20 protein-coding genes and 1 pseudogene are annotated in these 18,434 nt (G+C 58.5%); 11 read left to right on the plus strand and 10 right to left on the minus strand.

The features are described from left to right. The first annotated feature begins 587 nt into the window (after nt 1–587). Nucleotides 588–839 carry an outer membrane lipoprotei OprI gene (oprI, locus tag ACA051_RS20715; protein WP_002553018.1) on the plus strand — a complete coding sequence of 84 codons (252 nt, stop codon included), beginning with the start codon at nt 588–590 and terminating at the stop codon, nt 837–839. A gap of 122 nt (nt 840–961) precedes the next feature. On the opposite strand, the gene ACA051_RS20720 is transcribed toward oprI, so the two are convergent. The 3 genes and pseudogenes from ACA051_RS20720 to ACA051_RS20730 form a co-directional block, all read right to left on the minus strand. Then, the gene (locus ACA051_RS20720) at nt 962–1,933 is read right to left on the minus strand and encodes a L,D-transpeptidase family protein (RefSeq protein WP_497304371.1); all 972 of its coding nucleotides are present in this window, start codon (nt 1,931–1,933) and stop codon (nt 962–964) included. Nucleotides 1,934–2,036: 103 nt separating this feature from the next. After that, nucleotides 2,037–2,330: a hypothetical protein gene (locus ACA051_RS20725; protein ID WP_003226812.1), complete on the minus strand. Its 294-nt coding sequence runs from the start codon at nt 2,328–2,330 to the stop codon at nt 2,037–2,039. Between the two features lie 55 nt (nt 2,331–2,385). After that, nucleotides 2,386–2,562: pseudogene (locus ACA051_RS20730) on the minus strand (arylesterase); the annotation flags it as partial. Between the two features lie 130 nt (nt 2,563–2,692). Between ACA051_RS20730 and hxsA2 the strand changes: the two are divergent. From hxsA2 to hxsC, 4 genes are read left to right on the plus strand one after another with little or no spacing between them, the layout of a single operon-like run. Continuing rightward, entirely contained in the window at nt 2,693–2,977 is a 285-nt protein-coding gene (gene hxsA2 / locus ACA051_RS20735) for a His-Xaa-Ser repeat protein HxsA2 (protein ID WP_497371701.1), read from the plus strand. A 1-nt stretch (nt 2,978) separates the two neighbouring features. After that, on the plus strand, nt 2,979–3,281 hold the full coding sequence (locus ACA051_RS20740; protein WP_497371703.1) for an HxsD-related protein: 303 nt from the start codon (nt 2,979–2,981) through the stop codon (nt 3,279–3,281). After that, the gene (gene hxsB, locus ACA051_RS20745) at nt 3,274–4,731 is read left to right on the plus strand and encodes a His-Xaa-Ser system radical SAM maturase HxsB (RefSeq protein WP_497371705.1); all 1,458 of its coding nucleotides are present in this window, start codon (nt 3,274–3,276) and stop codon (nt 4,729–4,731) included. Before ACA051_RS20740 ends, hxsB begins: the two co-directional genes overlap by 8 nt. Further along, a complete protein-coding gene (hxsC, locus tag ACA051_RS20750) occupies nt 4,725–5,888 on the plus strand; it encodes a His-Xaa-Ser system radical SAM maturase HxsC (RefSeq protein WP_497371707.1) in 1,164 nt (387 codons plus the stop codon). The genes hxsB and hxsC overlap by 7 nt, the downstream gene beginning before the upstream one ends. Nucleotides 5,889–5,974: 86 nt before the next feature. Here the strand turns inward: hxsC and ACA051_RS20755 are convergent, their stop codons facing one another. Next, on the minus strand, nt 5,975–6,580 hold the full coding sequence (locus tag ACA051_RS20755; RefSeq protein WP_010461351.1) for an arylesterase: 606 nt from the start codon (nt 6,578–6,580) through the stop codon (nt 5,975–5,977). A 10-nt stretch (nt 6,581–6,590) separates the two neighbouring features. Here ACA051_RS20755 and ACA051_RS20760 point away from each other — a divergent pair, with 10 nt between their 5' ends. From ACA051_RS20760 to greB, 3 genes are read left to right on the plus strand one after another with little or no spacing between them, the layout of a single operon-like run. Next, entirely contained in the window at nt 6,591–7,274 is a 684-nt protein-coding gene (locus ACA051_RS20760; RefSeq protein ID WP_497304373.1) for an ABC transporter ATP-binding protein, read from the plus strand. Next, the gene (locus ACA051_RS20765) at nt 7,274–9,778 is read left to right on the plus strand and encodes an ABC transporter permease (RefSeq protein WP_497304375.1); all 2,505 of its coding nucleotides are present in this window, start codon (nt 7,274–7,276) and stop codon (nt 9,776–9,778) included. Before ACA051_RS20760 ends, ACA051_RS20765 begins: the two co-directional genes overlap by 1 nt. A gap of 34 nt (nt 9,779–9,812) precedes the next feature. Next, complete coding sequence (gene greB, locus ACA051_RS20770) at nt 9,813–10,310, plus strand: transcription elongation factor GreB (RefSeq protein ID WP_033057207.1); 498 nt, start codon at nt 9,813–9,815, stop codon at nt 10,308–10,310. 4 nt (nt 10,311–10,314) lie between these two features. Here greB and ACA051_RS20775 read toward each other — a convergent pair whose 3' ends face one another. The 3 genes from ACA051_RS20775 to ACA051_RS20785 form a co-directional block, all read right to left on the minus strand. Next, complete coding sequence (locus tag ACA051_RS20775; protein ID WP_010461613.1) at nt 10,315–10,623, minus strand: hypothetical protein; 309 nt, start codon at nt 10,621–10,623, stop codon at nt 10,315–10,317. 247 nt (nt 10,624–10,870) lie between these two features. Then, nucleotides 10,871–11,305, minus strand: a complete 435-nt coding sequence (locus ACA051_RS20780; protein WP_094468404.1) for a DoxX family protein — start codon at nt 11,303–11,305, stop codon at nt 10,871–10,873. A 103-nt stretch (nt 11,306–11,408) separates the two neighbouring features. Then, nucleotides 11,409–12,830, minus strand: a complete 1,422-nt coding sequence (locus tag ACA051_RS20785; protein ID WP_497371709.1) for an MltF family protein — start codon at nt 12,828–12,830, stop codon at nt 11,409–11,411. 235 nt (nt 12,831–13,065) lie between these two features. On the opposite strand from ACA051_RS20785, the gene ACA051_RS20790 reads away from it, so the two are divergent. The 3 genes from ACA051_RS20790 to ACA051_RS20800 all read left to right on the plus strand — a co-directional run bounded on the left by ACA051_RS20790 (nt 13,066) and on the right by ACA051_RS20800 (nt 16,122). Continuing rightward, nucleotides 13,066–13,875, plus strand: a complete 810-nt coding sequence (locus tag ACA051_RS20790) for a TatD family hydrolase (protein ID WP_497304382.1) — start codon at nt 13,066–13,068, stop codon at nt 13,873–13,875. Nucleotides 13,876–14,065: 190 nt separating this feature from the next. After that, nucleotides 14,066–15,547, plus strand: a complete 1,482-nt coding sequence (locus ACA051_RS20795; RefSeq protein ID WP_497371711.1) for a methyl-accepting chemotaxis protein — start codon at nt 14,066–14,068, stop codon at nt 15,545–15,547. 209 nt (nt 15,548–15,756) lie between these two features. Continuing rightward, on the plus strand, nt 15,757–16,122 hold the full coding sequence (locus ACA051_RS20800) for a terminase (RefSeq protein ID WP_497295204.1): 366 nt from the start codon (nt 15,757–15,759) through the stop codon (nt 16,120–16,122). Here the strand turns inward: ACA051_RS20800 and ACA051_RS20805 are convergent, their stop codons facing one another. From ACA051_RS20805 to ACA051_RS20815, 3 genes are all read right to left on the minus strand, one after another. After that, nucleotides 16,123–16,920, minus strand: coding sequence for an acyl-CoA thioesterase (locus ACA051_RS20805; protein ID WP_497304386.1), 798 nt, complete (start codon nt 16,918–16,920; stop codon nt 16,123–16,125). A gap of 233 nt (nt 16,921–17,153) precedes the next feature. Then, entirely contained in the window at nt 17,154–17,921 is a 768-nt protein-coding gene (locus ACA051_RS20810) for a CHAD domain-containing protein (RefSeq protein WP_497371713.1), read from the minus strand. 43 nt (nt 17,922–17,964) lie between these two features. Further along, nucleotides 17,965–18,243, minus strand: a complete 279-nt coding sequence (locus tag ACA051_RS20815) for a hypothetical protein (RefSeq protein WP_010461623.1) — start codon at nt 18,241–18,243, stop codon at nt 17,965–17,967. Nucleotides 18,244–18,434: the final 191 nt, after the last annotated feature.

The following is an 18,434-nucleotide window of genomic DNA, read 5'->3' on the forward strand; positions in this document are numbered from 1 at the left end:
GCGAAGGAACATCTACGCCACCCCGTGCCTCAATGGACACCGAGAAGAGCTGCACCGATCTCGCGCAACCGAGCACGTATCAAATAGTAGGCGCCATTGGCAGAAATGCTCAAGGTACGCTCGTCATCGCGCTCAGTGGGCGGGTGCTGCTCCGGGTGACGCAGGGACGGCTCGACCGGAGATATCCTCGGGTCGATAGCCTGAACATTGCCGGATGTTGAGACTTAAGACGAACGCGCGCTCTTAAAGTCACCATCAAGATGGATAAAGATTATGAGAGCCACGGCGCAAAATCCGAACAAAAGTATGGACGAATCCATATAGACAGACTTTAGCCAAGAATGAGAAAAACAGCGGTGAGTGCACGGAGCTTTTTTCGGCGGCTCGCTCATCTCGGGCCTCCTAGCTGGATATTTTTTAAACAATGCAGTTAAAAGTTGCTCGAAAAAGAATCAACGCCTACAATTTTTTTTGCTTCTTGCTACACGTCAGTTTACTTACTAGAAGTAATGGGTAGTATGTACGCCGGCTATTTCCTCACCCTGAGGAGACAGCTACTTAATAGAAAGTCCTTGAAGGGGAACACGATGAACAACGTTCTGAAATTCTCTGCTCTGGCTCTGGCCGCAGTTCTGGCTACCGGTTGCAGCAGCGTATCGAAAGAAACCGAAGCACGTCTGACTGCTACTGAAGACGCAGCAGCTCGCTCCCAGGCTCGTGCAGACGAAGCTTACCGTAAAGCTGATGAAGCTCTGGCTGCTGCTCAAAAAGCACAACAGACTGCTGACGAAGCTAACGAGCGTGCTCTGCGCATGCTGGACAAAGCTAGCCGCAAGTAATAATCCTTCGGGGTTGTTATCAAGCCGACCCATTTATGGGTCGGCTTTTTTTTGCCCGGTGTTTCCTGCTGGCCATAAAAAACCCGCCGACGCAGCCTGCCTCGGCGGGTTCTTTTCACGCATTACTGCAGCGGGTCGATCGGCGCACTCGTCACCATCGGCGCGGAAGTGTTCGGCACTGCGATTTCCACCGGCAGGCCATCTTCAGCAGCGACCACATCACGCACCACATCCCAATTCATGCGCAGGTTGTTGGTGATGTCCTCGCGCTTGAGCATCGCGTTGATCACCGCAGTGTGCTTGTCGACCACCGACGGGTTGCCCTTGTCGTCAACCGGGGTGTGCGCTTCCAGATACACCTTGCCCCCACTGATGCCAAACTTGTAAGGGTCGTTGATGATGCGCACCGACGTCCCGACCGGCACCATGCCCGCCATTTCCAGCACGTTGTTGTTGAACATGCGGAAGCAGCCGTGGCTGGTGCGCATGCCGATGCCGAACTTCTTGTTCGAGCCGTGGATCAGGTAGCCCGGCGTGCCCAGGGTGAATTTGAACGGCCCCAGTGGATTGTCCGGGCCGGCCGGCACCACGTTCGGCAACGGATCGCCGTCAGCGGCGTGCTCGGCCTTGATCGACGCTGGAGGGGTCCAGGTCGGATTCGGCGTCTTCGCGATGATGCTGGTGTGGGCAATCGGCGAGCCCCAGCCTTCACGGCCGATACCCAGCGGGAAGGTGTACACCACGTTCCGGCCTTTCGGGTAGTAGTAGAGGCGGTATTCAGCCAGGTTGATGACGATGCCTTCACGCGGGCCCGGCGGCAGGATGAAACGTGTCGGCAGCACCACTTCGGTGCCAGCACCTGGCAACCATGCATCAACGCCAGGGTTGGCCGCGACCATTTCCGAATAGCCCAGATCGTAGGTGGTGCCAAGGTCGGCGAAGGTGTCTTCGTACTTGGCCTTGATCACTTGCACCTGACCGATGATATCTTCACCGGGCGGTGGCAGGGGCAGCTCCAATGCGGCTACGGGGCCCGCCACACAAAGGGCGGCAAGAGACAAGCAGCGGGTGACGGCAGGAAAACGCGGCAACATCCGGAAAATCCTTCGCATGATCAGACAAGGGTATAAAAACGCGATTGTACACTGGCATCTGGAATTTCGGGGAGTTGGCCGATAGCAAGCTATCTTTGAGCCTTTACAGTTCGAACCGCAGTTCCGGCCAGATCGGCGAGGTGCCACGTTTTTGCGATTCCAGAATGGCCCGGCACAGCGAGCACAAGCGCTGATCCTGGAACACCCGGCGGTCGACACTCGACCAGCGCGGTTGCGCGGGCAGCAGACTGCCGCACAAGGTTCGATCGGCCGAGCCGCCCAGTTCCAGCTGACGGGTCACCAGATGCACCCGCACTTCCTGGCAGGCGAACAGATCCAGCTGTTCGTCAGGCTCGATCAGTTGGTAGGCAAATAGGGACCAGGCAGGACGCGGCATCGGGGGCTCCAAATCGGGGCGCCACCTTAGCCGAAACACCGCCGCTAGAAAAGCGTCAAAGCAGCGGTTTCAGTGTCGGCCAGACATTTTCCAGCAACTTGTCCTGAGCGCCCGCAGCCGGGTGCAATCCGTCGGCTTGCATCAAGTCAGGATGACCGCCCACGCCGTCGAGAAAAAACGGTACCAGCGGGATGTTTTTCTCGTTGGCGAGGTTTCTGTATGCCTCGAAATTTGGCGGCCATGCTACGCCTGTCGGATTTAAGAGATGGATAGCGCTCCATCGCTAATTCCACATTGACATCACAGCCGAACGCCAGCGAGACTCGCTGCATAACCTCACCAATGATAAGGAAATCCACATAATGAAAAAGCGTTCCTTTCTGGTACCAATGGCAACTCTGGCAGCAGCCGTAGCTACGGAGCAGGCTTCGGCTTTAGTCGCCCACGAGGCTGTCGAGCCCAGCACCGACACGACCATTTCACTCCAATCGGCTACTAAGAGCGAAAACATTTCGGCTCGCGCCGGCAATGACCTATTTGCCTTTGTCCTGAAACGTGGAGATCAAGGTCAATTCATGGCTTACCACAGCTCTCACAGCTCCCACGCTTCGCACAGCTCACATAGCTCCCACCACTCGGGCTCCTGAAATGGAATTCACGACTACGCTCGCGTTTGATGAGCGGCTTTATGACGGACAGGTTCTGCAAAAAGCCGCTTACCGCTCGATGAATTCACTGATAGCTGATATCACATGCGCCGATGGAAAATTTATCTGCGCGTTATCCTCGAATATCGGCGTACATGAACCTGCGTTTCTGTCTGCTGTTCAAGAATTCAAGAAGGATGTACTCGACTACCAGCTGCGTCAGAAGCTGAACACTGAGACTCTACCGATCAGGAATCTGATCCTTGGGCTGGCCTTCTCAAAAACCGGGCTGATCAGTGAGTAAATTCCATAAGCTGGAATTTTATGTAGAGCAACGCCCCTACGAATTGCTGCCATTCAAATTTGATCGATTGAATGACGACGAGTACGTCATCACCAATATGGCAGGCGAGTATCACGTCATACCGATACCGATGCTCGAACCGCTGATCAGCAAAACGCTCGCGATCTCATCAGAGCTCATCCCTGCGCTCCGGTCGAAGCAGTTCATCCGATTCTCCAATGAGCAGGCGCCGCTTCAGCTTCTGGCACTCAAAATTCGCACACGCTTGTCCCGACTAGCCCAGTTCACAAATCTGCATATCTTTGTCGTAACGCTTCGCTGCGACCATAGCTGCCCGTATTGCCAGGTATCAAGGCAATCGGAGAGTAAAGGCGAATTCGACATGACGACAGAGATGGCTGACAAGTCGTTGGATTTCGTTTTCAGATCCCCCAATCCAGCCATCAAAATAGAGTTTCAGGGTGGCGAGCCACTGCTGAACTTTGAGATGGTGGAGTACGTCGTTCTTGAGGCTAAAAAACGCAATCTCAAGGAAGGTCGTGATCTTCAGTTCGTCATCGCGACCACGCTGTCGCTTCTCACTGATGACGTACTCGACTTCTGTAAGCTGCACAACATCGTACTTTCTTCCTCTCTCGACGGGCCACTGGACCTCCATAATGCGAACCGCCCAAGACCTGGACGAGACAGTCATCAGCGTTTCGAAGAAGGCCTGAAAAAGGCTCGCGCAGCTCTTGGCTACGACCAAGTGTCGGCTCTAATGACGACAACCGATAAGAGCCTTCCGCGAGCCCGTGACATCATCGATGAGTACTTGCGTCTGGGCTTTGACGAAATTTTCCTCCGCACTCTTTCTCCATACGGCTTTGCAATCAAGACCAAAAAATTCATGTCGTATGACACTGAGCGCTGGCTGGATTTTTACAAGGAAGGTCTTGAGTACATCATTGAACTGAACAAGTCCGGCATACGATTTGTCGAGCAATACTCCTCTCTCGTACTGACAAAAATGCTGACCTCAGGGGATCCTGGATTTGTTGATTTGATGAACCCCGCGGGCGCAGGTATAGCCGCCATCGTGTTCAATTATGATGGGGCCGTCTATGCCTCAGATGAAAGCCGGATGCTTGCCGAGATGGGCGATCATACGTTCAGGCTGGGCAACGTTCTTGAGCATTCCTATGAGGAGATCATTCTCTCCGATCAGCTTCTGGACGCGCTGGAAAATTCCTTCACCTTAAGCGCCCCTATGTGCTCTGACTGTGCGTTTGAGCCTTACTGTGGTGCCGAACCCGTCTACCATCACGCCATGCACAAGGATCTGGTAGCGAGAAAACCTGAATCCTCTTTCTGCAAGCGCAACATGGCGATTTTTAAGCATCTCATTGAACTGATGGGAAGCGACGAACATACGAAACGGATTTTTATGGGGTGGGCCAATCGATGCTGAAACTCAGCGGGAAGGTTATCCGTATCCACGCGGTAGATATTTACAAGGACCTAACCCTGATCAAGGTTTCCACCAATCGAAATCTGCCTGAAATCCTGCGACGGGAAATAGCGTATCTGATTTCCGATCACCAGATACCCTCAGGTTTCGCCCACTATTTACTGACTGAGCAACATCAGAAGCTGGCGGAGGGACTGCCTGCCGGCTCTGACTACTCCATCCTGGCGAATGAATTCAGTTACATCGGTGACAATGACGTTATCCGGCTTTCAGCTGATCGCCAGAGTATTCGAGTGTTGTTTAGGGCTATGTCACCCAACAACAGCATCCTGCTCACCGAGCAGTGCAATAACTACTGCCTCATGTGCTCTCAACCGCCTAAAGCTGCTGATGATTCATGGATACTCGATGAGGTCGAGAGCTTGATTCCGTTGATCCCGAAAGAGACGCGGGAGCTGGGGTTTACGGGAGGTGAGCCTACGACGGACAAAGAGCGTTTTCTTAAAATCATTCGCCTGACGAAGAGCTATCTGCCAAGAACCGCGATTCACATCCTTTCTAACGGTCGAAGCTTCAAAGATCCAACATTCGCAGAAAATTATGCAGCAATTCAATTGCCTGACGCGATGATCGGAATCCCCGTCTACTCAGACGATCCGACACTGCATGATTACATCGTCCAGGCTCAAGGAGCGTTCGATGAAACCATTCAGGGCATTCTTAACCTCAAGCGCCTGGGCCAGAGGGTTGAGATCCGAGTGGTCATACACAAGCTCTCTGTGCAGCGACTTCCTGAGTTGTGTGAGTTCATCGCCCGCAATCTTCTTTTTGTCGATCAAGTGGCACTGATGGGCCTTGAAATGATGGGCTTCACCAGAGCCAATCTAGACGAGCTATGGATTGACCCAATTGAGTACAAAGACACGCTTAGCAAGTCCGTTAGCATTCTGGCCAAGTACGGCATGAACATTTCGGTCTACAACCATCAGCTTTGCTTGGTGAATCCAGACATTCTGCCCTACTACCGCAAATCGATCAGTGATTGGAAAAACGAGTTCGCACCCGAATGCCAGAGCTGTAAAAAACAGACTGAGTGCGGAGGTTTCTTCGCCTCGGGTGTCAAATTCGGCTACAGCAAACAGCTAACTCCGTTCTGACCCTTTCAGGTCGAAATCTGCATTTTTAGTCACCAGAACTCTATGTTCGACGATCAGCTTCCGTACTGATCCTCCTGGCAATTATTTCAAAGCAGCGGTTTCAGTGTCGGCCAGACATTTTCCAGCAACTTGTCCTGAGCGCCCGCAGCCGGGTGCAATCCGTCGGCTTGCATCAAGTCAGGATGACCGCCCACGCCGTCGAGAAAAAACGGTACCAGCGGGATGTTTTTCTCCTCGGCCAGCGCGCTGTAGACCTTCGCAAAAGCCTCGGTATAACGAACGCCGTAGTTGGGTGGCAACTGCATGCCGAGCAAAAGCACCTTGGCGCCACTGTCCCTGGAGCTGTCGATCATCGACGCAAGGTTTTGTTGCAAATTAGCTGGGGGCATTCCACGCAGGCCATCGTTCCCGCCCAACTCGAGGATCACCAGCTCAGGCTTATGCTCTGCAAGCAGCGCAGGCAGGCGCGCCTGGCCTCCGGCACTGGTGTCGCCGCTGATGGAGGCATTGACCACCTTATCGTCGAAACCTTCGCGCTTGAGCCGTTGCTCAAGCAGCGACACCCACCCCAAGCGGGTATCCAGTCCGAAACCAGCGCTGATACTATCGCCAACGATCAGGACAGTACCCGCCGCTGCGTTCTGGGCCATGCACATCAAGGCCAGGCCAGCACTCAAAAACCACACACGCATCGGATTCTCCATGGGCGCAAGCATTCTCACCGCGAAGAACCTCAGCAAAGTGGTTCCCAGCGCGGAAGGTGAACTGACTATCCTGCACGAACTCAGCCTGGAACTGAACAAGGGCGACAGCCTGGCCATCGTCGGCGCCTCCGGTTCCGGCAAATCCACCCTCCTCGGCCTGCTCGCCGGCCTCGATTTGCCGAGCAGCGGTGAAGTCACCCTCGCCGGCCAGGGCCTGAGCAGTCTCGATGAAGACCAGCGCGCGCGCATTCGGGCCGAGCATGTCGGGTTTGTGTTTCAGTCGTTTCAACTGCTGGACAGCCTCAACGCACTGGAAAATGTCATGCTGCCGCTGGAGCTCGACGGCCGCAAAGATGCCCGCGAACGTGCTACTCAGTTGCTCCAGCGCGTTGGCCTGGGCCAGCGCCTGACCCACTCGCCACGCCAGCTCTCCGGTGGCGAACAGCAGCGCGTAGCCATTGCCCGCGCGTTTGCCGCCGAACCCGATGTGCTGTTCGCCGACGAACCCACCGGCAACCTCGACAGCCACACCGGCGAGCGCATCAGTGACCTGTTGTTCGAACTCAACCAGGAACGCGGCACGACCCTGGTGCTGGTGACCCACGACGAACGCCTGGCACATCGCTGCCGGCGCCTGATCCGCCTTGAAGCCGGCCTGCTGGTCGCCCCTCTGGAGCCTTGATGGCACGCCTGCCGCTGTTGCGCCTGTTCAGCCTTGCCATCCGCCAACTCCTGCGCGATGCCCGCGCCGGTGAGCTGCGTGTGTTGTTCTTCGCCCTGGTGGTTGCCGTGGCGGCGAGTACCGCCATTGGTTATTTCGGTGCTCGCCTGAACGGCGCCATGATGTTGCGCGCTACCGAGTTTCTTGGCGCCGACCTGTTGCTTGAAGGCAGCTCTCCCGCGCGTCCGGAACAGATCAAAAGTGGCACGGAACTGGGACTCGAACACGCTCAGGTGGTGGAATTCTCCAGTGTCATTGCCACCGACAACGGCATTCAGCTGTCCAGCATCAAAGCCGCCGACGACGTTTATCCGCTGCGGGGCGAACTGAAAAGCGCCCCGGCGCCCTTCGCCCCGGAAGAAGCCGGTGGCGGACCGAAACCCGGCGAGGCCTGGGTCGAAGCGCGGCTGCTGACTGCGCTCGACCTGAAGATCGGCGACAGCATAGACGTCGGAATGCGTACGCTGAAACTGGCGCGAGTGCTGACCTATGAACCGGATCGTGCCGGCAATTTCTACAGCCTCACGCCGCGGGTATTGATCAACCTCAGCGACCTCGCTGCGACCGGGGTGGTGCAACCCGGCAGCCGGGTCAGTTACCGCGAACTCTGGCGCGGCAAAGCCGAGGCACTGGAAACCTATCGTCAACTGATCAAACCCGGCCTGGCCGCCAACCAGCGCATCCAGGATGCCCGTGACGGCAACCGGCAGATCGGCGGTGCGTTGGGCAAGGCCGAACGCTACTTGAACATGGCCAGCCTGGTCGCAGTTCTGTTGTCCGGCGTGGCCGTGGCGCTGTCGGCAACACGCTTCGCCACTCGCCGATTCGACGCCAGTGCGTTGCTGCGTTGCCTGGGTCTGTCGCGTCGGGAAACCATGGTGCTGTTCAGTTTGCAGCTGACGGTACTTGGCCTGCTCGCCAGCCTCAGCGGCGCACTGCTAGGCTGGCTTGCACAGCTTGGATTGTTCGCGTTGCTGCATGATTTGTTGCCAACCGACGTACCACCGGGCGGTCTGTTTCCCGCCATCGCCGGGATCGGCACCGGGCTGGTGGCCTTGGCCGGTTTTGCCCTGCCGCCCCTGGCGGCACTCGGTCGAGTGCCGCCGCTGCGGGTGCTGCGTCGGGACATGCTGCCGATTCCTTCCAGCACGTGGATGGTCTATGGCGCCGCGCTGGGCGCCCTAGGCCTGATCATGTGGCGTCTGAGCCTCGATCTGGTGCTGACCTTCGCCTTGCTCGGCGGCGGCGTGATCGCGGCGGTTATACTGGGCGGCCTGCTGTTGCTGCTGCTCAAAAGCCTGCGTCGGATGCTGGCACGCGCCTCTTTGCCCTGGCGCCTTGGGCTGGGCCAACTGCTGCGTCATCCTCTAGCGGCAGCGGGACAATCCCTGGCGTTCGGTCTGATCCTGTTGTCCATGGCGTTGATCGCGTTGTTGCGCGGCGAGTTGCTGGACACCTGGCAGAACCAGTTGCCGAAAAACGCGCCGAACTATTTCGCCCTGAACATCCTGCCCGCCGACAAACAGGCTTTCACTGATCGACTGATCGAACTGTCAGCCCAATCGGCGCCGCTGTACCCGGTGGTGCCGGGACGACTAATCAGCGTCAACGGCGAGCCGGTGCAGGAAATCGTCAGCAAGGATTCGGCGGGTGACCGGGCTATCCAGCGCGACCTGAGCCTGACCTGGGCTGCAGACCTGCCGGCGGGCAACAAACTCACGGCGGGCAACTGGTGGAGCGAACAGCCAGCCGATGACGTTCCTGGCGTGTCGGTGGAAGGCAAGGTTGCCGAAAGCCTGAAGCTCAAGCTCGGCGATCACATGGTCTTTACCGTCGGCGGGGTCAATCGCGAAGCGAAGGTCACCAGCTTGCGGGAGATCAACTGGGACAACTTCCAGCCAAACTTCTTCATGATCTTCCAGCCTGGCACGCTGAAGGATTTGCCCGCGACCTACCTGACCAGTTTCTATCTGGCGGCGGGTCACGATCAGCAGATTGTCGACCTGTCCAGGGCCTTCCCGGCGGTGACCATTCTGCAAGTCGAAGCCTTGCTGGAGCAACTGCGCAGCATCCTCGCCCAGGTCACCCTGGCCGTGGAATACGTGCTGCTGTTTGTATTGGCGGCGGGGATGGCAGTGTTGTTCTCGGGCTTGCAGGCGACCCTCGATGAGCGCATTCGCCAAGGCGCCCTGTTGCGAGCACTGGGTGCCGAACGGCAGTTGCTGGTCAAGGCGCGGCGGATCGAGTTCGGTTTGCTCGGCGCGGTCAGCGGGCTTTTGGCGGCGTTGGGTTCGGAACTGGTGAGCCTGGTGCTTTACCGCTATGCCTTCGACCTGCCATGGCATCCGCATCCGTGGCTGCTGGTGTTGCCATTGATTGGCGCGGTGCTGATCGGCGGCGCCGGTGTATTCGGTACCCGCCGTGCGTTGAATGCCAGCCCCCTGACAGTGTTGCGCGAGGGTTGATAGACTCAAGGCCTTTCCATCACAAGAAGTTGCCATGAGCCGTTATCGCCCTCCCCGCACCGCTGGCACCGCGCTGATCACCCCCGAAGGTGAAGCGCGGATGCGGGCCGAGTTTCATGAGCTCTGGCATGTCCGTCGGCCTCAGGTGACGCAATCGGTCAGCGAGGCGGCGGCCCAGGGGGATCGTTCGGAAAACGCCGAGTACACCTACGGCAAAAAGATGCTGCGCGAAATCGACAGTCGCGTGCGTTTTCTCACCAAGCGCCTCGAAGCACTGAAGGTTGTCAGCGAGAAGCCCAGCGACCCGAACAAGGTCTACTTCGGCGCCTGGGTCACCATCGAAGATGAAGACGGCAAAGAGTCACGCTACCGCATTGTCGGGCCGGATGAACTGGACTTGAAACTGGGCCTTATCAGCATCGACTCGCCGCTCGCCCGCGCGTTGATCGGCAAGGCGCTGGACGCCGAGGTTCGGGTCCAGACACCCACGGGAGAGCAATGCGTGTACATCGTGGCGATCGAGTATCTCTAAAACTTCAGCGGCGCGTGATCAAACCTTGCCGGGCAACCCGGGTCAGCTGCCTGATCACCTCTGGCGCCTCTTCGACGCTGGGCGATTGAATCACCGCCAGATCAAAACTGTCGCTGGCAAATCGCGCCAGTGATTCACCGTCTTCGACAAACTGGATCAGGAACGCTGCGGGGCCGCCGGTACGACGTGGCCAGCCATCGAGATAACGCAGGAGCGTCGGCTGATGTTTTCCGCCAAGCAGGATTTTTGGATTGCGCTGGGTGAGGTGTGCCGTGATCGGCGCGGGGCGTACAACAGGGCTTAGTGCATTCATTGGGTCGTGTCTCTGCCTCAAAAGTCTGCATGGCAGGTGAGAGGCAACACCGAACCAGCGCTTTAGCGGTATTTCGAAGCCTGTTTCAAGCTTCTATCGGCAACTGAATGAGTCACCTGGCGCCCCGCAAGTAGCTGTTTAAATCGGCGCATGAGCAGCATCCTAGAGAAGCTGACCGGACAGTGTCAAGAATGACGCGCAACAAAAAGGCCCGCGCAATGCGGGCCTTTTCGTTGAGCCAGAGCGGTCAGTCAGCGATCGCGCGGTCTACCGACAGTTTGCCGGCACCCTCAATCAGTACAGCGATGCTGCCGCCGAGCAAGGCCAGGGCGAATTCATAACCGTTGTTGGACATGAACAGACCGTGGCTGATGTGCACGGTGAAAATGGCAACCAGCGAAAGGAAGGTCAGCCCCAGCGCTGCCGGGCGTACCAGCAGACCGATGATCAAGGCCAGACCGCCGAAGAACTCGGTACCACCGGACAGGATCGCCATCAGGTGACCCGGTGCCAGACCCAGGCTTTCCATGTACTGCGCGGTGCCGGCAATGCCGTAACCACCGAACATGCCGAAGAGCTTCTGGGCGCCGTGAGCGGCAAAGATGATACCGACGAAGATCCGCAGAACGGTCAAGCCGTAGCCTGCGCGGGTAAACAGTACCTTGTTGATCAGTGTGCTCATGCTATGTCATCCATTGTGATTGTGTGTTGGTTGGCCGCTATATTAATCGATAAACGCGATGCCAAAAGCGCAATTTTTGCGACGTAACAATCAGTTTAGTCGATCATTTCCGTGAGACAACTTTCTGCCCCTGGGGCTCCAACGATTCCCTCTCACGATCGAACGCCAAGTAATACTTGTTCACGCTATTAACATAGCTGACGGCGCCCATTCCCACCTGCTCCATGGCAATGCGCTCGACCTGGAAGAACCACTGATTGGGATTCAGGCCACGGCGCCGGGCTTCGGCGCGCATGCCCTGCACCCGTTCCGGCCCCATGTTGTAAGCCGCCAGCACAAACGCCATGCGCTCGCGCTCGTTGAGTTTGGGGCTTGCGAAGAACTTGCGTCGGATCATCGCCAGGTACTTGGCACCGGCCTGCACATTGGCATCGAGGTTCTGAATGTTATTGACCCCGACGCGCTGGGCGGCGGACGGAGTGATCTGCATCAGGCCGGTGGGGCCGCTGCCACTACGGGCATTGGGTTGCAGGGCGGATTCCTTGAAGGCCAGTGCCGCCAGGTTCAACCAGTCCATGCCTTGGGCATCCGCGTGCTTTTGCAGCACAGGGCGAAGTTTTTCCAGACGCTGCCGATCAGCCTTGGCCAATGGATAGTGCACTTGATACAGACGTCGATAGATGCGCAGGAACGCCGCATCCTGGTCCGACGGTTTCTTGTAGGTCGTCAGGAAACGATCAATGCTCGCGCGCAGCATCGAAGCGTCGCGGCGCACGAACCAGAACTCTTCGCCCGGGTCGCTGATCGACACCTGTTTATCGAAACGTAACTTGGGCAGGATCTTGCCCCAGCGCTCGGCAATCGGTTGCTCGACAATGGTCAGGTGAAAGATCCCGCCCTGGACCATTTCCAGAACGTCTTCGACCGCCAGACTGGGGTCGACCCATTCGATTTTCACCGGTGCCAGTTTGTGCAGTGCAAGCTTTGAATTGATCTGACTGACCGCATCCCCGGCCGCACTGCCGGTGGGCAGCGCAAGGGTTTTACCCGAGAGTTGTTCGACGCGGGTGTAACGACGTTCACCCTTGATGCCCACCAGCACCAACGGGATGTTGCTGGCAATCGGTTCACTGCTGCTGACCGCATGGCCCGGTTGCAAATCGAGCAGTTCCCCCGGCGCCACCAGGTCGCCTTCCCCGCGCTGCAAGGCACCGAGCAGTTGGTCCTTGCCTTTGGGAATGATCTTGAGGGTGATTTCCTGACCGTCACGGGCGTGACCGTTGAGGTATTGCTCGAAGGCGCGCAGGCGGTGGTATTCGACGCCGATAGACTGGCCCTGGACTTCGCCGGAACTGTTGCGGCTTTGGTTGACCAGCACCCGCAACACACGACTGCTGCGAATTTCCGCCAGGTCACGGACCTTGGCCGCCGGCACGGCTTGCAGCGGGCCGGCCAGACGCGCGACCGCCGGCATCGGCAGCAGCAACGAACAGCACAGCAGTAGCAACATCGAGGGACGTGTCATCCACTCTCCGGAAAGATTACTGGGCCGACCTCACGAGTTTTCATGAAATCGAACGACAGAAACAGAGCGCCTTGAGCGCTGACAAAGTGCGAAAGACTGGCACAGTGATGGCATCTTGGCCACCCCAGCCTGTCTCGCGGCATCAAGAGACAGCTTTAACTCGTTGTAGTTCTTGGCTTTTCTTATAAATCTACAGCTCTGATATGCTTTCCGGCCTTTGGTCCGAGGTAGCACCATGCAACTCATCGATATCGGCGTCAACCTGACCAACCCCAGTTTTGCGGATAAACACCAGGCCGTACTTGATCGCGCATATGCCGCGGGGGTCTGCCAATTGGTGCTGACCGGCACCAGTGTCGATGGCAGCGAACAGGCCCTGGAACTGTGCCGGCAACTGGACGAAACGGCTCAGCGGCTGTTCGCCACTGCAGGCATTCACCCTCATTCGGCCAGCGACTGGAACGCCGACAGCGCTCAGCGCCTGCGCGCTTTGCTCAAGGAACCCAACGTAGTGGCCGTGGGTGAATGCGGGCTGGATTTCAATCGCGATTTCTCGCCGCGCCCCCAGCAGGAAAAAGTCCTCGAAGAGCACCTGGCGATGGCGGTCGAATTGCAATTGCCGGTGTTCCTCCATGAGCGCGATGCCAGTCAGCGGCTGCTGGAAATCCTTCGTGATTACCGTGACCAGCTGCCGGCCGCGGTGGTGCATTGCTTCACCGGGGAAAAGAAGGCGCTGTTCAGCTACCTCGATCTGGATTTGCACATCGGCATCACCGGCTGGATCTGCGACGAGCGCCGGGGCACGCATTTGCATCCGTTGGTGAAAGAGATCAAGCGCGGGCGTTTGATGCTGGAGAGCGATGCGCCGTATCTGTTGCCACGCAGCTTGCGACCCAAGCCGAAGAACGGTCGCAATGAACCGGCGTACTTGACGGAAGTGTTGCGGGAGGTGGCGTTGCATCGGGGGGAAACGGAAGAGGATCTGGCGGCCCACACAACCGCCTGTGCCCGCGCGTTCTACGGCCTGCCCTCAATCCCCCAGTAACCACAAATCCCCTTGTGGGAGTGAGCCTGCTCGCGATTGCGGTCTGAAAGTCACCTCAATGTTGAATTTTCCACCGCTATCGCGAGCAGGCTCGCTCCCACAATTGATCCAAATCAAGTTCAGAATCGCTGCATAGCGGCACAATGCTGGCACCTTGCCAATGCTGTTTCCGCTATCAGAGAAGACCTCCATGGGTGCCTGGCTTAGCAACATCTCGCTGAAATACAAATTCTGGGCGGTCAATGCGGTCGCCTTCTTCACCACGCTCTTGCTGGTGTTGTACGCCGTGCAGCTCGAACAACAGGCCCGCAGCCACGCCTCTCAAGTGTCGGCTCAGGCTCAGGCGCGCTTGCTCAATGCCTGGCCTGCCGGACAACCGCTGCCCAAGACCGATAACCTGCTGACCTTCAGTCGCGGGCAGGCGCCGTTGCTCAACGAGCAGCCGGTGCTGGAACTGGCCGATGCCCATGGCTGGGTCGAAATCAACGTCATGCCGCTGTTCGGCGACAACCCGCTGATGGGTGCCGAGGTGTTCTCCCGCCCCGATGGTCAGCAGGTCGCGGTGGTCGCCCATGGCCCGAGCCTGAGCCAGGTGTTCGGCGAACGCTTCGCCCACTACGCAGTGGCGGTGTTCATTCTGATGCTGGCGATGCTTGGCGCTTCGCAGTTGTTGATCCGGTTCTTGCTGAGCCAACTCAACACCTTGAAAGATGTGATGCTCCACGTCGAGAAAACCGGCGACCTGTCAGCCCGTGTGCCGCTGACCTGCAAGGACGAAGTCGGGCAGATGGCCAATGCCTTCAACGCGATGCAGGCCGGTTACCAGCGAGTGGTCAACACCGTCGCCAGCACCGCCCGGCAACTGGATGTCGGCGCGGCAAGACTGGCCTCGAGCATGAACGAGGTGCGTCACGGCATGCTTGGCCAGCAAAGCGAAACTGATCAGGCCGCCACGGCGATCAACGAAATGACCGCCACCGTCTATCACATCGCCCAGCACGCTGGCGCAACCCGCGACCTCTCGCAAACTGCTGACACCTTGGCCGGCAGCGGGCAGGAAGTGGTCAGTCGGGTGCAGAAATCCATCGCCGGGTTGTCCGGCGGCGTGCAGCAGACGGCCGAGATGATCCAGCGCCTGGCCGAGGACAGTCAGAAAATCAACGGCGTGGTCGGCGTGATTCACAGCATTGCCGAGCAGACCAATTTGCTGGCCCTGAATGCTGCGATTGAAGCGGCCCGGGCCGGCGAAATGGGCCGCGGCTTTGCGGTGGTCGCCGATGAGGTGCGCAACCTGGCCAAGCGCGTGCAAACCTCGACCGACGAGATCACGATCATGGTTTCCGCGTTGCAGGCCGGGACTCGGGACGCGGTGGACTTTATGCAGGAGAGCTCGTTCAAGGCCGATGACTGCGTGCAACAGGCCCAAGAGGCTGGCGTCGCACTGGCGCAAATCACCAGCGCGGTGGCGCAGATGCGCGAAAGCAATACGCAGATTGCAGTGGCGGCCGAGCAGCAGAGTCAGGTCGCGGAAGAAATGAATCGGGCGGTGGTGAGTATTAGGGATGTGACCGAGAACACGGTGCAGCAGACGGTGGATTCGGCGACTACCAGTAATGAGCTGGCGGCGTTGGCCGGGGAATTGAACAAGGCTATAGGGCAGCTCAAACTTTGAAGGCCCCTTCGCGGGCAAGCCTCGCTCCTACAGGGAATTGCGCGCTCTTGATGTTGTAGGAGCGAGGCTTGCCCGCGAAGGCGTCAGCCCGGTCAACATCAATCCTGACCATGACCGCTATCACTTCGATAGCCAACCTTGATTCGCTGCTCGCAGTGACCACGCCTATTCTTCAATCATGTGTTCAACATGGATCGAGGATTAGCATCATGGGCAAACGTCACCCCAACCTACCCGCCTGGCAATGGCGAGCCTACCCGGGCAATCACCAGCACCCGACCAATCTGGTGTTGCACCTGATTGCCGTGCCGCTGTTCATCGTGGCGTTTTTGCTGATTGTTTCCGGGGTGTTCGGCCTGAACTTCGTGAACTTCGCCATCGGTGTCATTGGCGTGATCGCCGCGCTGGGCTTGCAGCGCCACGGCCACAGCCTGGAGGCGCAAGCCTCCGAGCCGTTCAGTGATCGTAAGGATGCGCTGTCGCGATTGCTGGTCGAGCAGTTCCTGACCTTTCCACGGTTTTTCCTCAGCGGCGGCTGGTGGCGCGCCTGGCGTGAGCGCCACCGTCGTCACTGATCAGGCGAAAATCGTCACCGTCTGCCGACTCATGGCGATCAACTGACCGTCCGCGCTCCACAATTTCGCGGCCGCGTGACCGTAGCCATCGGCACCATGCTCGATTTCAACCAGGTATTTGCACCAGTCCAGCGTGCTCAACTCGAGCAAAGGCTGGACGAATTCGATGGTCCAGGTCAGCGTGCTGCCCATCGCGGGTTTGCTCAGGTGTGGCAACAGGGCCGGTGGCCAGGCGTCCACCAGCGCCAGAATATGCGACTCGCCGAGCGCCTCTTCCTTCACATCCCCACGCAAACGCACCCAGCCACCCATCTCGCGGGATTTGTTGCCGGTGAACGGCAGACCGCCGACACTCCAGCGCATCGCCAGATGCTGCATGAATTCCGGGAGTACGCCTTTGATATACGGCAGTTCCTGGCAATCGTCCCAGTGTTTCATTTCAGGTGCCGGCTCGGCCGCGACCGCCACTTCGGAAGGTCGCGAGGCACCGAAGCTGCCCTGGATCAACGTCACCACTTGCCCCTTCTGCATCGCCCGGCCCAGCACCTGGCTGACGGCTTTACCTTCGCGCAGAACATCGACCTCAAAACTGACCGGCACTTCGGGTTCGACTGGCCCGACAAAGGTGATCGCCAGCGAACGCACCGGCCGATCCGCCGGGACTTTTGCGCGCATGGCTTCGTATTGCAACGCGGCCACCAGGCCACCGAAACTGGCACGCCCCTGAGCCCATTCGGCCGGGATAGACAGCGCCAGCGGCTGGCTGCGGACGGCGTCGAGCAGATCGGAAAAGCGCATGGAAACCTCGGAGAGCGAAAAAGGATGGAGGGATCTTAACCAGCCCGCGGAGGCGGCACAGCGCTTATTCCGGCCAAAAGCACTGACAGATGAGCCGCACTGGGCTCAGTGCTCAGCACAAAACCACTGTGGGAGCGAGCCTGCTCGCGATAGCGGTCTGTCAGCCAGCCCTGATGCCGACTGATACACCGCTTTCGCGAGCAGGTTCGCTCCCACATTTGATCGGGGTGGGTTCAGGATTTGAAGCAGGCGTCGCTGAGTTTGTCGAGGACGCGGTCGGCGCGGCTTTCGGCCTCGGCCATGGTGGCTTTCCAGACGGCGACACAAGGTTGCAGATCGGGTTCCTGTTCAGCCTTGGCCAGCCATTGAAAACAGTCATGCCAGTCGCCCAGGGCACCTTGCGCCGACCTCAACCGTGGCATCGCCGCGTCAGGCAATCGGTCAAGTTCGGGATAGGCGTCGATGCCATAGCGCACGCGCTTGATCAACAGGCGCAAGCGATGGCGATCATGGGCAGGATCGTGCAAGGCCTGATCGAGTTTCTTCCACTGTTTGGCGAGGCGTTTTTCGATGCGTTTGCGCAGGCCCTTGAGCAAGCCCTGACGCTCGCAGGCGCGGAGAAAACGCGGAAAGGCATCGAGAATCATCAGTAGCTGCGTGACCTCGGGGCTTGTCGCCACCGCCGGATAAGCCGTGGCCATCTGCGCCATGCGTCGTTGCGCTGCTTCGGGTTGATCGTGCTTGAGCAAGTAAGCCGCCAGCACTTCGCGATCACGCAACGGCGTGGTCAGCTCACCCACCCGGGACGCCGCCGCTTCCAGCTGCTCGACGCCGGGAAGCCCACGCAACGGCCGCAACAGGCTGCGCAAACGGCGAACCGTCGTGCGCAGGTCGTGCAACGCTTCCGGGTCGGTGCGCGCACTCAGGCGCGCCTGGCAAGCCAGCAGACGAACTTCCAGGCTCAGTACTTGAGCCACCAACCGATCAACCAAGGCAGACATCGTTTGCTCCCTGAAGCGAATTTCCTTAAGCCTAGATCATGCCTCAACGACCAGCGCGTGACTCACGAATATAGAAGCGCGCCTTCTCGGCTTTCTTGGTGCAACCCTCGAAGCCTTCGAACTGCTGCTGAGTCTTGGCCGCCGTCAACAGCGACAAGGCCTTGGAATAGCTGACGGTGCCGGCGAAACCCTCGGCCTTGGCCAGGTCCAGTTCATGCCACGCGGCGTCGAGCCCGCTACCGCAGCTGTCACGATAAGCGGTTTTACCGGCACAACCGGCGAGTGCCAGGGCAATCAAAGGCACACAGATCCAGGCTTTCATCACTCACACCTCAACATTAGGTAAACAGTCGTGCTGGTAAGACGGTCTGGCACGTGAAAAGTGCCTTGGCCCCGCCACGCAAACTTCAAGCGCCCGCGAGAATACCCACGCGCCGCCATGGAGTGTCGAAAAAACGACGCCCTCGGCCCACCGAGCGACCTTAGCGATTGAAGCGCGCCCCGTGATGGGTG

The organism is Pseudomonas sp. LBUM1669, assembly GCF_059695705.1.